Here is a 14,210-nt window from a genome sequence, read left to right as displayed (position 1 = left end):
ATTAATTGTAATTTATTGCATGTAAAACGGTATGGAGGGGTAGAAATATGTTTCAAAGGAAGTTAAGGAGTAGTAGTTTAAAAACAAAGTTACTTGTGTCATTTATTATCATTTTAATTCTTCCAAGTATTGTAATTGGTTGGACGTCTTATCAGCAGGCGAAAACAAATTTTAATGAAACGATTTTAAACTCGGCGAAAGATAATATAAAAATTTTGGATAATGTAATTAATAAGGAATTGGATAGTAAAAAAGTAGATGCAACTTATTTTACGAAATTATTTACACAATCAAGTTACCAAGCGGATCAAATACAAAATATCCAAAATAAACTAGAAGAATATAATAAGTTACATCCGGAAATGGAAGCTATCTATACTGGGTCTAGCAATGGACAATTTATTCAATCACCGGCAATTCAAATGCCGGAAGGATATAATCCTACAGAAAGAGATTGGTATAAAGAGGCAGTGGAAAAAAGCGGAGAAGTGATTGTAACTGCTCCATATAAGTCAAAAACGACAGGGAATACGGTTATCACATTGGCAAAACAAAATGAGGATAAAAGTGGCGTTCTTGGGATTGACTTAATTATCAATAATATTGTAACTACTTCCAAGATGGTTAATATCGGTAAGGAAGGTTATGTAGCGATATTTGATCAAGATAAAAATGTAGTCGCACACCCGACACTGAAGCCGGGTGAGAAGTTAGAAGAGAAACTTAGTAAGGAATTTTATAAACAGGAAGCTGGTGATTTTCATTATTCATTAGATGGTGAAGATCGTAACATTACTTTTAAAACGAATAAGAAAACTGGATGGAAAATAGCGGGGATAATGCCTTCAAAAGAAATTATTCAAGCGGCTGAACCTATTTTCTATAAAACGATAACTGTTATTGGGATTTCATTAATGATTGGTGGGGGTTTTAATTTACTTCATAATTGCTTCTATTATTAAACCGTTAAAACAACTTGTTCTATCATCTAGGAAAATTAGTGAAGGTGATTTAACAGAATCTATTACAGTTCATTCTAAAGATGAAATCGGGCAGTTAGGAGAAAGTTTTAATGAGATGGCATCATCATTACATAATGTCATTTCCAATATAAATATTTCAGCAAGTCATGTAGCAGCATCTTCAGAAGAATTAACAGCTAGCATGAAGCAGACAAGTGAAGCGACAGAACAAATTACACAAGCTATAGAGCAAGTGTCGAGTGGGGCTGAAATACAAACGAGAGAAGTTGAAGAAGGAGCGACGTTATTAGAAGAAGTTACAGAAGGAGTTCAGCGTGTTGCTGATAGTTCTTCATTAGTATCAACAGCTTCTATGTATACGAAGAAAAAAGCTGAAGATGGTGGGAAGTTAGTTGAGCAAACTGTGAATCAAATGCAATTAATTCATGAGTCAGTTTCAAATTCAGATAAAGTCATTGCTTTATTAGATGATAAGTCGAAACAAATCGGAGCAATTCTGGAAGTGATTCAACATATTGCAGAGCAGACAAATTTATTAGCATTAAATGCTGCAATTGAGGCTGCAAGAGCTGGGGAGCAAGGAAGAGGATTTGCAATTGTAGCGGATGAAGTGCGAAAATTAGCTGAACAATCAGGACAGTCTTCTACGGAAATTGGAAAACTAGTGAAAGAGATTCAATTTGATATAAAAGAAACGGTAAGCTCTATGAATCAAGTTGGAACAGAAGTACAATCAGGTCTTGTAGTTGCAAATGAAACGAAGCAAAGCTTTGCTGAAATATTGAAATCTACAAATGATACAGTTGTGCAAATTGATAGTATGGTAGAAGTAGCGAAACAAATGACGGTAGATGCCAAACAAGTAAGTGCATCTATTAATGAAATTGCAGCTACGATTGAAGAAAATGCAGCAAGTGTTCAAAATATTGCTGGCTCTTCTGAAGAGCAATTAGCTTCAGTAGATGAAATTAATGGAGCAGCAGTTCACTTATCACAAATGGCAGAAGAATTGCAAGAGATGATTGGCAAGTTTAAAGTGTAATAAAAAATATTAAGAAACGAGGTAGTAATTTTACTTCGTTTCTTTTTTTATGGAGATAAAAATAAAGAAATGTGTAGTAACCGTGTTATGATTAAGTTTAACGATTGAAAAAAAACTGTATTTTCTTTAAATTCTATCTTTATCCATGTTAGGGGAATGGTTTTGAAATTTAAAAAATTAAAACTACAACCGAGAATTACATTAACTATTAGTACACTTATTCTTGTTGTGCTTTTGTTAACAAGTTATTTGTTTTACTACATATTATCTGAAACAGTAGAAGAGCAAATTGGTAAAAGAGCTTTGCATGTTGCGAAAACAGTTGCAGCTATACCGGAAATCGCGGAAGCTTTTCAAAAAGAAAATCCAGCTTCTATTATTCAACCGATTGCAGAAAAAATTCGAATTGATACAGATGCTGATTTTATTGTGGTTGGAAATAAAGAAGGGATTCGTTATGCACACCCCAAGAAAGACAAAATAGGAGAAGTAATGGTTGGTGGAGATAATAAAGGAGTGCTATTAGAAGGGAAATCTTACGTTTCGAAAGCAACGGGATCACTAGGACCTTCCTTACGCGGAAAAGTTCCAATCCGTAATCAGGATAATAAAATTATTGGTGTAGTATCTGTTGGATTTTCAATGGATGATATTCATGGAGCGGTAGAAGTGTATGGAAAGCGTGTATTTTGGATTACAATAATTGGTTTGTTAATGGGGATAATCGGTTCCATATATTTAGCTGCAAGTATAAAAAGAATGATGTTTGGGATGGAACCAGAAGAAATTTCATCTTTATATGAAGAGCATAGTACTGTGATTCAATCTGTACGAGAAGGGATTATCGTAATTGATAAAAAGGGCATGATTAGTTTAGTCAATCAAGCAGCCTACGATATTCTTTCACTAGACAACCGAAAAAATATCATTGGATCATTTATTTTAAATATAATTCCTAATTCATCCATACTAGATGTACTTCAAACTGGTGAAGAACAGTTTGATCGTCAATTAAATATAAAAGGGCAGGCTGTTATTGCTAATCGTCTACCTATTAAAGTAAATAATAAAGTAACCGGCGTCGTATCGAGCTTACGTTTGAAATCTGAAATGGATCAGTTAACAGCAGAATTATCTCAGACGAAGCAATATACAGAGGCGTTACGAGCACAAACCCATGAATACAATAATTTATTGTATACGCTTTCAGGTCTTATCCAATTAGAGTCATATGAAGATGCTCTAGAGCTCATTCATAAGGAGACGGCGGTATATCAAGATTTTGTTCAATTTATTATGAAGCGAATTCAAAATCCATGGCTAGGTGGAATTTTAATTGGATTTTATAATAGGGCAAGAGAGTTGAAGATTGATTTTGTACTAGATCGAGAAAGTAGTTTAGAAACATTAAGTCCGCATATTGAGAGTAATTATGTCGTTTCGATTTTAGGGAATTTAATTACAAATGCATTTGAAGCAATTGAAAAAAATCAAGAGCATGATAAGAAAGTTAGAATGTTTGTAACAGATATCGGAGAAGAAATATTAATTGAAGTGGAAGATTCGGGGCAAGGGATTCATGATGAAATAATTACTAGCATATTTTATAAAGGCTTTTCAACGAAAGAAGGAGAGAAGCGAGGATATGGATTAGCAAAAGTGAAAGAGTTAGTAGAAGATTTAAATGGAAGCATTGCAATTGAAAAAGGGGATTTAGGTGGTGCGTTGTTCATTATTGCATTACCGAAAGAGAGAGGCGAGTTGTAATGGGTGAGGAGATTGAAGTATTAATTGTAGAAGATGATATTCGGATTGCGGACATTCATCGGCGTTTTACTGAAAAAATTGAAGGATTTAAAGTAATTGGAACAGCAACGACTGGGGAACAAGCGAAGGAATGGCTAGAGCTTGTGAAGCCACAACTCGTTTTATTAGACGTGTACTTACCTGATATACAAGGAACAGAACTTGTCACATATATTAGGCATAATTTGCATGATACAGATATTATTATGATTACAGCTGCATCGGAAACAGATGTAGTTAGGCATGCTTTACGTGGTGGAGTAACTGATTATATCGTAAAACCACTTATGTTTGACCGTTTTAAAGCGAGTTTAGAAAGTTATCAAAAAAAGATTAGGCAGTTAAAGAAAAGCAATCAATTATCTACAGAACAAATTGAACACTTATGGTCTCAAAGAGGTGTGAAGGGAAATACAGTTGAATATGCTCCAAAAGGAATAGATCCTTTAACTTTAGCGAAAATAAAAAAGCATATGTTAACAGTTAATGAAGAAGGAATTACCGCAGAAGTGTTAAGCTCGATGGTTGGAGTAAGTCGATCAACAGCGAGACGCTATTTAGAGTATTTAATATCTGGGAAGAAAGTACATGCAGAGCTTATATATGGAAGTGTAGGGAGACCAGAGAGAAGGTATTTTCTCGTTTCTTCATAAAAAAAACAGTAGAGGATTTATTTCTTCTACTGTTTTTTGCGTCTTATATTGGAATAATCCCAATTACAATTCCAGTAATCAACATCACCATTGTCGTTCCAACGGCCCACAATAAAGTGAAGCGTTGATGTTCACCAAAATCAACTTTAGCCATTCCGACCAATAAATAAGTGGAAGCGACAAGAGGACTTAATAAGTGAACGGGTTGACCGAGTAAGGAAGCACGTCCCATTTCAGCTGCACTAATTCCATAAGTAGCAGCAGCCTTCGTTAAAATAGGTAATACCCCGAAGTAAAATGCATCATTGGACATGAAAAATGTGAAAGGCATACTAAGAAGAGCTGTAATAATTGGCAACTGTGGTCCAAGTGCATCTGGTATAAGAGTTACTACACTTTGAGCCATTGCATCTACCATTTTTGTTCCAGATAAAATACCAGTGAAAATTCCAGCAGCAAATACGAGTGAAACAACAGCTAATACGTTTCCTGCATGAGAGGCAATACGTTCTTTTTGTTGTTCTAAGTTTGGATAGTTAATCATAACAGCAATAGCGAAAGCAACTGTAAAGAGAACAGGTAACGGCATAACTTCTAGTATGAGACAGACAAGTAATGTAGCGGTCAATAAAAAGTTAATCCATAGAAGTTTAGGGCGTTTATGCACGGCAGCTTCTACTGTGGCAGCTTGCTCATCCATTGTTTGCATTTGTTTTAAATATTGCACATCCATAATGCCTAAACGTTTTCTTTCTTTTTTTCCAAGATAGTAGGCAACGAAAACTACCCAAATTGCACCAGCAATCATTCCTGGTATAAGTGGTGTAAAGAGCTCTGATGCATCTAGTCCAAGTGCACTCATAACTCGAGCAGTTGGTCCACCCCAAGGTGTAAGATTTGTCACACCTGCCCCTAACATAACAACCCCAGCTAATATAAGTGGATTCATTCCGAGACGTTTATATAATGGGTACATTGCGGAAACAGTAATCATATACGTTGTTGTTCCGTCCCCATCTAATGAAACAATAATAGTAAGAATGGCTGTACCAACAACAATTTTTAAAGGATCCCCTTTTACAAATTTTAATATTTTACTAATGACAGGATCGAATAAACCGCTATCAATCATAATTCCAAAATATAAAATGGCAAACATAAGCATAATACCGGTAGGTGCTAATTTTTGAATGCCCTCTAACATCATAGGACCCATGTCTGCATAAAATCCGCCAATTAATGCGAAAGTAATTGGAATTAATATTAATGCTACTAATGCTGACATACGTTTCGTCATGATTAAAAACATAAAGACAAATACCATTGCAAATCCAAGTAGAGCTAACATCCGATCTCCCCCTAAAAAAATGATTGCGCTTTCAAAATAAAGCGAAAATTCAGAACGATGTTTTTTGTTTATCATAAAAGCATCTATCCAAATGGTAAATAATTTGAAAAATAACACCATTAGAAGCATAATTTTTATTTTGGTCATATTGTTCACGAAGGTAATTTTGAATTTTTAAAAATATAATTTACTTCTAACAAGAGTGATAGAATAAGGTGAAAATAGTGAAGTGCGAAGTAGGGAGTAGATTTTGAATGGAAACGAGAATAGAAGAAGTTTATAGTTCTTATGAGGGGAAGATAGAAGAGATTTTTGTTAATGAATCTTCTTATGTATATGAGTGGGAAAAATTAATGATGGTCCGAAAAAATAATGGTGAGCTTGAAAAAGTCGCGGTCGGTATCAGTGGAAATATAAGATTAGTAAATGTAGAAGTTGGGCAGAAAATTAATACAGATACATTATTAGTTAAGTTAGAAGATGATTTATTAATTACAGGCTGTGAATGATGAAAGATGTGTAGAAATAGCTACACATCTTTTTTGTTTTCTATATTACAAAAAGCACATTGTTTTTTCACAAATCCCACACAAGTTTTTGATATTCTCCTTGTGGAGTATACGGTTTTTAGGGAGGAATAGTGATGAGAATAAAGTATGTTGTGCTTGCTATATGTTTATGTTTCTTATTTACGATAGTGGGGTGTGGGAAAAAGGGAACAACAGCTGTGGCAATTGATGAGAAACATGATAAGTGTGATATTTGCCAAATTGGGGTAACGGATAATCAATTTGCAACAGAAATCATTTTAGAAAATGGAAAAGCGTTAAAGTTTGATGATATTGGTTGTATGTATAAATGGATGGAGATTAATCCAGGCAAAAAGACGAAAGAAAAATTTGTTCGAGATTATGATTCGAAAGATTGGGTTTCGTTAGAAGACGCTACTTACGTATATGATAAAACAATAACGACACCAATGGCTTATAATGTCATTTCATTTAAAAATAAAAAAGATGCAGAGAGCTTTGTATCTAACTATAAGGGTAAGGTTCTTTCGTATAAAGAGCTAGCAGAGCATAAATGGGAAATGAATAAAGAAATGATGGGGAAACCGAAAACAGGGAATCACGGTGGGCATCATTAATACTAGAAAAAGACAACTATATAGTTGTCTTTTTCTAGTATTACTCAGGTGCAAATATAGAAAAGGTGTAAAATTTTTAGAAGAACGGTTACAATGGAATATAGTGACCTAAAGCAATCATTTATGTACTTTTTAGAAATGTATACAAATGCGGTTAAAACGTGCTAAACTAATTGCTTCATAATGTTAATGATGAGGCCATCAGGCGTATCATTCCAATAGGTTGAGAAACATAGGATAAGCTTAAGATAATCCGATTAAAGAAGGAATATAAAGGGCTTATGGATAAATGTACTCAAGAAGAGTTATTGTATGTGATGGAGGAATGGTTAAGAAAACATTATCTTTCATAGGAGCTGTAGTTGTGAGAAAACAAAAAATTTTATTATGTATGTTATTAGGACTTTTAATGACGGTAGTGGCTTGCGATAAGCAAGAGGAACCAGAATCGAAACCGGTTCATGTGAAAAACGAAAAGAAAAAAGAAAAGCATAAAGAACAAGAAGAAGTTAAAGAAGAAAAAAGTATAAATTTACTGGACAAACAGTTGTTACTTTCAGCGACTCTTGGAGACACAGAGACAGCTATGAAGTTGATTCAGGATGGAGCGAATATAAACGTAGAAGGTGACAACCGAGAAACGCCTATCCTTGCAGCAACGTACCAAAATCATGTAGAGACAGTTAAAGCATTAATTGGTGCAGGTGCAAATATTGAAGTCAAAGATGAGAAACAAAGCAATCCATTCCTTTATGCAAGTAGAGAAGGGTATACGGATATTGTAAAAGTATTAATTAATGCAGGAGTTAATACGAAAGAAACGACTAAGTCAGGTGGCACAGCACTCATTTCTGCATCTGAGCGTGGTCATGTAGAGGTTGTTAAAGAATTATTAGAGCATACAGATATTGATGTGAATTATAAAAATGAACGTGGTGGTACAGCTTTAATAGAAGCAATTGTATTGGGAAATGGTAGTGAAAGCCATAAGAAAGTAATTCAAATGCTTATTGACCACGGGGCAGATGTAAATATAGCCAATAAGGAAAATATTACGCCGCTGCAATATGCTGAAAAAAGAGGTTTTAAAGATATTGCGAATGTGTTGAGAATAGCTGGTGCGAATGAAGTAGTGCAGCCGCAACCACAACCGGTGGAATAATAAGAAAAAGACATAAAGAGTACGAAATAATCCCATTTAGATAGACAGAATGAAGAAGTCATTTTAGTATGATTGATTCAGTAATGTGTATTTAAATGGGATTTTTGTTTTGAACATCAGAAAATAGAGTATGAATGGATGGTATATGGAGGCTACACAGGGTAATGAAGGAGGGCATAAATGCGATTTTCAGAACTTGAGTTAATAGTAATTCAGGCAGAGGTTTTATTTGTTCATAATCAAGTGGGAAGAATAAAGAGTGTAAATGAACAGGGAAATCCGAAAGCACCACGTTTTTTTCTTAGCAAAACTCGTGAAGGGAATATAACGAGATATCATTGTAATTTGGATGGTGAAATAATAAGTAAGATTGAGAAATTAATTCGAGAACGTTCAAATCACATAGAGATAGCAAAGATCATGAAAGTATTAAATGAAGAGAGAACGGTAGAGAATATTTGGATGGGTCCTGCTTACATGTTTCCAAATAATTCAAATGAGCCGACTAGGGTGATACAAATAACAGAGAAGAATAAAGAGCTCATGCGAGAAAATTTTCCTAATCTAATAGAACAGATGGAATGGAGGCAACCTTATTTTGCAATTGTTGAAAATGAACAAGTCGTTTCTATATGCTGCAGTGCAAGAAGTACGCCTATAGCTGCTGAGGCAAGTGTGGAAACTGTAGAGGGCTTCCAGGGAAAGGGATATGGTGCTGATGTCGTTAAAGCTTGGGCAATGTCAATAAAAGAAGAAAAACGTATTCCGCTTTATAGTACCTCTTGGGATAATTGTGCTTCACAAGCAGTGGCGAGAAAACTAAAACTTATTAACTATGGAATGAATTTACATATTGATTGAAATGTAAATATTGTTGTGTTCTGTTAGAGTTTATTCGTATATCTGGATTATTGTAAAAAACAATATGGTGAATATTAACATTCGATTAACACCTAATTAACAATTTATCTAAACTGACTTAATAAATGCGTAATATAGTAAAGGTAACAAAATAACTAGGGTAGAGAACATTTGAGAACACCCGCTTACATATAACGTGCCACTTTCTTAGGTGTGCTCTATTCCCTAGAGTTCAAATAAGGAGAAGGGTGTTCTATGTAAGTAGGTGTTTTTAGTTTGGATAAAAATAGAAAAGCTAGGTGGAATAAATGTTTAAAGAACCTCATATCGCGATGATAAAGGATTGGAAAGGGTATAAAGCATACAAAAAATTACCGAAAACAGTTTTTCTTATGACTGGTTCAATGCTGGAGTTACCAGAGCGTGTATACGAATTACAGAAACATGGACATGATGTATTTCTTCATTGTGATTTTATACAAGGCTTAAATACGAACACAGAGGAAGCCCTTTTGTATATTCAAGATGTTATCGGAGCACAAGGTATTATTTCAACAAAAGGTTCGACAATTCGAAATGCCAATAAAATTGGATTAAAAACGATTCAACGAATTTTTATTGTCGATACTTTATCTCTTACAAAATCAGTTGAAAATTGTAAAACGACTAAACCAAATGCGGTAGAGATTATGCCTGGAATTATGCCTTCTATTATTAAACAGCTAGCAGAGAAAATAGAGTTTCCCATTATTGCAGGTGGATTGATTCAAACGCGGGAAGATGCGGAAACTGCCATTCGTGCGGGAGCAAGTGCGATTTCAACGAGTCATTATGAAGTATGGATACAAGAAGAAAAAAGGGGTGCAACCTTGTGATCGAATTGAAAGATGTTTCAAAGGTATATAAAAATGCGGAAGAGACAGCGGTTAAAGACGTATCGGTTCATATTAAGAAGGGAGAATTTTTCGTTTTAGTTGGACCTTCGGGATGTGGAAAAAGTACATTACTACGAATGATTGCTGGCTTAGAAGAAATCTCTTCGGGAGATTTAATGATTAATGAACGTGTTGCAAATGATTTAGAGCCGAAAGACCGTAATCTATCAATGGTATTTCAAAATTATGCACTATATCCACACCTAACTGTAGAAGAAAATATTTTATTTGGACTTAAGGTAAGGAAGGTACAAAAAGAAGAGCGACAAAAGCGATTAATGGAAGCTATTGAAATGGTAGGGCTGAAAGAGTATGTGAAAATGAAACCGGGCCAATTATCAGGCGGACAAAGACAGCGTGTTGCGCTTGCCAGGGCGATCGTGAGTCAAGCACCGATTTGTTTAATGGATGAACCACTTTCGAATTTAGATGCGAAATTACGTGCGCAAATGAGGATTGAAATTAGAGAAATTCAGCAACGACTCGGAATTACGATGATTTACGTTACTCACGATCAAATAGAAGCGATGACTATGGGAGATCGTATCATGGTCTTGAATAAAGGAAGTATACAACAAGTTGGAACACCTCTTGATATATACAACGAACCAGCAAACGAATTTGTTGCAAGTTTTATAGGTTCTCCTTCTATGAATATAAATGATGGAGAAGTGGATAAAGAAAAAGGCGTATTACATATAGGGCAATTGCAAATTCCATTATCTATTGGACAGTTAAAGCAATTACCAGCAGGGACAATTCGAATAGGTATGCGTCCTGAGCATATTGCATTGTCTGAGGCAGGACAAGAAGTTACGCTGCAATCTGTAGAAGTATTAGGGAATGAGTCTATATTAAACTTTGCGGTAAATGGAACAACTTGGAGTGCGAAAGTTATCGGACAGTTAATCCTGAACAAAGGTGACAAAGTAAAATTATTATTCTCGCAAGAAAAACTATGTTTCTTTCACCAAAATAAGAATGAACGATTAAAAGTGGTGGCTGAAGAAGAGTTGAAAGTGGTGGCGAAATAATGATTGAAGTAGGGAAGTTACCAGTTCAAACAGCAGTGTCAAAAAAGAAGAGTTTATGGGGCAGAACGAAAGATTTAAGAATAGGATTATTGTTTTTGGCTCCATCTATTTTGTTATTTTCAATTTTTCTTTTCTATCCATTGTTTAGGACGATTTACTATAGCTTTTATTTAACAGATATACACGGAGAAGCCAATCTTTTCGTTGGCTTAGAAAATTATCAATATTTATTTTCTGATCCTGCTTTCTACAAAAGTATAAAGTCAACTTTATTATTTGTTTTATATACAGTGCCTACTAGTATTGTATTCGCCTTATTTCTTGCATTAATTGCAAATGAAAAAGTAAGAGGTATTGGATTGTTCCGTGTTCTCTTTTCTTCAACGATGGGAATATCAGTAGCTGCTAGCGCAGTGATTTGGCTATTTTTATTTCATCCAAGTGTAGGGTTATTTAATAATATATTAGCCGCTATGAATCTTCCGGCAATCGCATGGTTAACGAGTCCGGACTGGGCACTGTTTTCTGTATCGGTTACAACGGTTTGGGTGAATACAGGATTTGCATTTTTAGTTATATTAGGTGGTTTGCAAAATATTGATACGTCTTTATATGAGAGTGCATCTATAGATGGTGCTAGTTATTTATATAAGCTTCGCCGCGTTACATTACCGATGCTATCACCAACTTTATTCTTTATCGTGACAGTAACGTTAATTAGTGCATTCCAGAGCTTTGGACAAATTGATATTTTAACGCACGGTGGACCGAATGATGCAACGAATTTAATTGTGTATTCGATTTATAAAGAGGCATTTGTGAATCATCAATTTGGAACAGCAAGTGCACAAGCGATGGTATTATTTGTTTTCATTTTTATTGCTACATTACTTCAATTTAAGTTTGCTGAGAGAAAGGTGCATTATAAATGATCGTTAAACAGTGGAAACAAAATTTCCTATTATACATGCTGCTCATTATTAGTGCAGTAATGGTGTTTTTTCCTGTACTCTATGCGTTTTTAATAAGCTTTATGACACCAGATGATATTCAAATGAGAAGGTTATTTCCGACCCAATTTACTTTCGATAATTTTATGAATATCTTTCAAAAAGTACCGCTTTTTACATACTTGTACAACAGTTTAATTGTATCGACGATTGTTATGATTGGACAACTTATCGTATCCAGTTTAGCAGCTTATGCTTTTGTTTTTCTTCAGTTTAAAGGGAGAAACGTAATTTTCTTCTTGTTTATTTCAACGATGCTTATTCCGTGGGAAGCAACGATGGTACCGAACTTTTTAACGATTCAAAACTTTGGTTGGATCAATAGCTTTGCTGGGATGACAGTGCCATTTTTTGCAACAGCTTTCGGTATTTTCTTACTACGCCAACATTTTATGACGCTTCCGAATGAATTGAAAGAAGCTGCTTTTATTGAAGGGATTGGAAATGTAAGGTTTTTATTCAGTGTTGTAATTCCGTATTGCAAAACGAGTTTTATTACGCTTGGAGTATATAGCTTTTTAACAACATGGAATATGTACTTGTGGCCGCTCTTAGTGACCACTGATGAAAAAGTCAGAACAGTTCAAATTGGTGTGAAGCAACTTCAATCTCAAGAAGTTGCGACTGATTGGGGAAGCGTAATGGCCGGTGTTACGGTTATCGTCATTCCAACGTTGATTTTACTATTTTTAGGGCAAAAGCAATTACAACAAGGATTAACAAAAGGTGCAATTAAATAAGCATACATAGGAAAAGGTGGGATTGAGATGAGTTTATTGAAAAAAAGTGCTGCTCTTTTAATGGCAGCCACAATGGCATTAACTGGGGCTGCTTGTTCAAATAGTAAAACAGAGGGGAAACCTGAAGCGCAGGCAAAAGTAGCACCAGTTGAAAAAAATGGTGATAAAACTGTAATTCGTTTTTGGCATGCGATGGGTGGAAAAACACAAGGTGTACTAGATGGGCTTGTTGCAGACTATAATAAATCGCAGAATAAGTACGAGATAAAGGCAGAGTTTCAAGGAACATACGAAGAGTCTTTAACGAAGTTTAAAACGATGTCTGCTACGAAAGAAGCTCCAGCTCTTGTTCAATCGAGTGAAATTACAACGAAATATATGATTGATAGCAAAAAGATTACGCCTATCGATAGTTGGATTAAAAAAGATAAGTACGATACATCAAAATTAGAAAAAGCAATTACAAATTATTATTCAGTTGATGGAAAAATGTATTCTATGCCATTTAATTCATCTACGCCAGTATTAATTTATAATAAAGATGCTTTTGCAAAGGCTGGGTTAGATCCAGAGAAAGCTCCACAAACATATGCTGAATTAAAAGAAGCCGCGAAAAAGTTAACGATTAAAGAAGGCGGAAATGTAAAACAATATGGATTTTCTATGCTCAATTATGGTTGGTTCTTTGAAGAATTGTTAGCGACACAAGGGGCTTTATATGTAGATAATGAAAATGGCCGTAAAGATGCTGCAAAGAAAGCGGTATTTAACGGTAAAGAAGGACAGAAAGTATTTGGAATGTTAGATGAATTGAATAAAGCTGGTGCACTAGGAAAGTATGGAGCAAGTTGGGATGATATTCGTGCCGCGTTCCAATCTGGACAAGTTGCTATGTATTTAGATTCTTCAGCAGGTGTTCGTGATTTAATTGATGCATCTAAGTTTAATGTAGGTGTTTCGTATATTCCGTATCCAGAAGATTCAAAGCGAAATGGTGTTGTTATTGGCGGTGCATCATTATGGATGACGAATATGGTTTCAGAAGAAACGCAGCAAGGTACATGGGACTTTATGAAATATTTAACGAAGCCAGACGTACAAGCAAAATGGCATACTGCAACAGGATATTTCTCAATTAATCCAGATGCATATAATGAATCGTTAGTAAAAGAGCAATATGAAAAATATCCACAGTTAAAAGTAACAGTAGAACAATTACAAGCGACGAAGCAATCTCCAGCAACTCAAGGTGCATTAATTAGTGTATTCCCAGAATCACGAGATGCAGTTGTAAAAGCATTAGAAGCAATGTATGACGGAAAGAATAGTAAAGAAGCGTTGGATGAAGCTGCAAAAGCAACAGATAGAGCGATTAGCATTTCAGCTCGTACGAGCCAAAAATAAAAGAAAGCCGTATCCTAAAGGGATACGGCTTTCTTTATAGGGAGATAAGGGATCAAAGAAATGATGAATTCTTATCTTTTTTATA

General features: G+C 34.9%; 12 protein-coding genes and 1 pseudogene. 12 read left to right on the top strand and 1 reads right to left on the bottom strand.

What is annotated here, in order from left to right; translation table 11 throughout:
- Nucleotides 1–47 precede the first annotated feature (47 nt).
- The 3 genes and pseudogenes from ACS2MN_RS24615 to ACS2MN_RS24605 all read left to right on the top strand — a co-directional run bounded on the left by ACS2MN_RS24615 (nucleotide 48) and on the right by ACS2MN_RS24605 (nucleotide 4,484).
- Nucleotides 48–2,025: pseudogene (locus ACS2MN_RS24615) on the top strand (methyl-accepting chemotaxis protein).
- 162 nt (nucleotides 2,026–2,187) lie between these two features.
- Complete coding sequence (locus ACS2MN_RS24610; protein ID WP_000669467.1) at nucleotides 2,188–3,792, top strand: ATP-binding protein; 1,605 nt, start codon at nucleotides 2,188–2,190, stop codon at nucleotides 3,790–3,792.
- The gene (locus ACS2MN_RS24605; RefSeq protein ID WP_000503458.1) at nucleotides 3,792–4,484 is read left to right on the top strand and encodes a response regulator; all 693 of its coding nucleotides are present in this window, start codon (nucleotides 3,792–3,794) and stop codon (nucleotides 4,482–4,484) included. Before ACS2MN_RS24610 ends, ACS2MN_RS24605 begins: the two co-directional genes overlap by 1 nt.
- A gap of 43 nt (nucleotides 4,485–4,527) precedes the next feature.
- Here ACS2MN_RS24605 and ACS2MN_RS24600 read toward each other — a convergent pair whose 3' ends face one another.
- Nucleotides 4,528–5,952: a CitMHS family transporter gene (locus ACS2MN_RS24600; RefSeq protein WP_140154076.1), complete on the bottom strand. Its 1,425-nt coding sequence runs from the start codon at nucleotides 5,950–5,952 to the stop codon at nucleotides 4,528–4,530.
- 134 nt (nucleotides 5,953–6,086) lie between these two features.
- Here ACS2MN_RS24600 and ACS2MN_RS24595 point away from each other — a divergent pair, with 134 nt between their 5' ends.
- The 9 genes from ACS2MN_RS24595 to ACS2MN_RS24555 all read left to right on the top strand — a co-directional run bounded on the left by ACS2MN_RS24595 (nucleotide 6,087) and on the right by ACS2MN_RS24555 (nucleotide 14,125).
- Complete coding sequence (locus ACS2MN_RS24595; RefSeq protein ID WP_000450026.1) at nucleotides 6,087–6,341, top strand: hypothetical protein; 255 nt, start codon at nucleotides 6,087–6,089, stop codon at nucleotides 6,339–6,341.
- A gap of 134 nt (nucleotides 6,342–6,475) precedes the next feature.
- Nucleotides 6,476–6,979 carry a nitrous oxide reductase accessory protein NosL gene (locus ACS2MN_RS24590; protein ID WP_098139433.1) on the top strand — a complete coding sequence of 168 codons (504 nt, stop codon included), beginning with the start codon at nucleotides 6,476–6,478 and terminating at the stop codon, nucleotides 6,977–6,979.
- 289 nt (nucleotides 6,980–7,268) lie between these two features.
- On the top strand, nucleotides 7,269–8,141 hold the full coding sequence (locus tag ACS2MN_RS24585; protein WP_438894782.1) for an ankyrin repeat domain-containing protein: 873 nt from the start codon (nucleotides 7,269–7,271) through the stop codon (nucleotides 8,139–8,141).
- Nucleotides 8,142–8,321: 180 nt separating this feature from the next.
- Nucleotides 8,322–9,002 carry a GNAT family N-acetyltransferase gene (locus ACS2MN_RS24580; RefSeq protein WP_001212340.1) on the top strand — a complete coding sequence of 227 codons (681 nt, stop codon included), beginning with the start codon at nucleotides 8,322–8,324 and terminating at the stop codon, nucleotides 9,000–9,002.
- A gap of 308 nt (nucleotides 9,003–9,310) precedes the next feature.
- Nucleotides 9,311–9,877 carry a glycerol-3-phosphate responsive antiterminator gene (locus ACS2MN_RS24575; RefSeq protein WP_088055924.1) on the top strand — a complete coding sequence of 189 codons (567 nt, stop codon included), beginning with the start codon at nucleotides 9,311–9,313 and terminating at the stop codon, nucleotides 9,875–9,877.
- Nucleotides 9,874–10,971 carry an ABC transporter ATP-binding protein gene (locus ACS2MN_RS24570; protein ID WP_142307021.1) on the top strand — a complete coding sequence of 366 codons (1,098 nt, stop codon included), beginning with the start codon at nucleotides 9,874–9,876 and terminating at the stop codon, nucleotides 10,969–10,971. Before ACS2MN_RS24575 ends, ACS2MN_RS24570 begins: the two co-directional genes overlap by 4 nt.
- Entirely contained in the window at nucleotides 10,971–11,903 is a 933-nt protein-coding gene (locus ACS2MN_RS24565) for a carbohydrate ABC transporter permease (RefSeq protein WP_000573572.1), read from the top strand. The genes ACS2MN_RS24570 and ACS2MN_RS24565 overlap by 1 nt, the downstream gene beginning before the upstream one ends.
- Complete coding sequence (locus ACS2MN_RS24560) at nucleotides 11,900–12,721, top strand: carbohydrate ABC transporter permease (protein WP_000635952.1); 822 nt, start codon at nucleotides 11,900–11,902, stop codon at nucleotides 12,719–12,721. Before ACS2MN_RS24565 ends, ACS2MN_RS24560 begins: the two co-directional genes overlap by 4 nt.
- 27 nt (nucleotides 12,722–12,748) lie before the next feature.
- Nucleotides 12,749–14,125, top strand: coding sequence for an ABC transporter substrate-binding protein (locus ACS2MN_RS24555; RefSeq protein ID WP_098158230.1), 1,377 nt, complete (start codon nucleotides 12,749–12,751; stop codon nucleotides 14,123–14,125).
- Nucleotides 14,126–14,210: the final 85 nt, after the last annotated feature.

Source organism: Bacillus cereus group sp. BceL062 (genome assembly GCF_051780025.1).
Taxonomy (GTDB): Bacteria; Bacillota; Bacilli; order Bacillales; family Bacillaceae_G; genus Bacillus_A; species Bacillus_A toyonensis.
This window is presented reverse-complemented; position numbering and strand designations above follow the sequence as displayed.

Bases quoted from the DNA above. Each gene is read 5' to 3' on its own strand.
- ACS2MN_RS24605 (WP_000503458.1), top strand. From the start codon at position 3,792: ATGGGTGAGGAGATTGAAGTATTAATTGTAGAAGATGATATTCGGATT.
- ACS2MN_RS24600 (WP_140154076.1), bottom strand. From the start codon at position 5,952: ATGGTGTTATTTTTCAAATTATTTACCATTTGGATAGATGCTTTTATG.
- ACS2MN_RS24595 (WP_000450026.1), top strand. From the start codon at position 6,087: ATGGAAACGAGAATAGAAGAAGTTTATAGTTCTTATGAGGGGAAGATA.
- ACS2MN_RS24590 (WP_098139433.1), top strand. From the start codon at position 6,476: ATGAGAATAAAGTATGTTGTGCTTGCTATATGTTTATGTTTCTTATTT.
- ACS2MN_RS24585 (WP_438894782.1), top strand. From the start codon at position 7,269: ATGTACTCAAGAAGAGTTATTGTATGTGATGGAGGAATGGTTAAGAAA.
- ACS2MN_RS24580 (WP_001212340.1), top strand. From the start codon at position 8,322: ATGCGATTTTCAGAACTTGAGTTAATAGTAATTCAGGCAGAGGTTTTA.
- ACS2MN_RS24575 (WP_088055924.1), top strand. From the start codon at position 9,311: ATGTTTAAAGAACCTCATATCGCGATGATAAAGGATTGGAAAGGGTAT.
- ACS2MN_RS24565 (WP_000573572.1), top strand. From the start codon at position 10,971: ATGATTGAAGTAGGGAAGTTACCAGTTCAAACAGCAGTGTCAAAAAAG.
- ACS2MN_RS24560 (WP_000635952.1), top strand. From the start codon at position 11,900: ATGATCGTTAAACAGTGGAAACAAAATTTCCTATTATACATGCTGCTC.
- ACS2MN_RS24555 (WP_098158230.1), top strand. From the start codon at position 12,749: ATGAGTTTATTGAAAAAAAGTGCTGCTCTTTTAATGGCAGCCACAATG.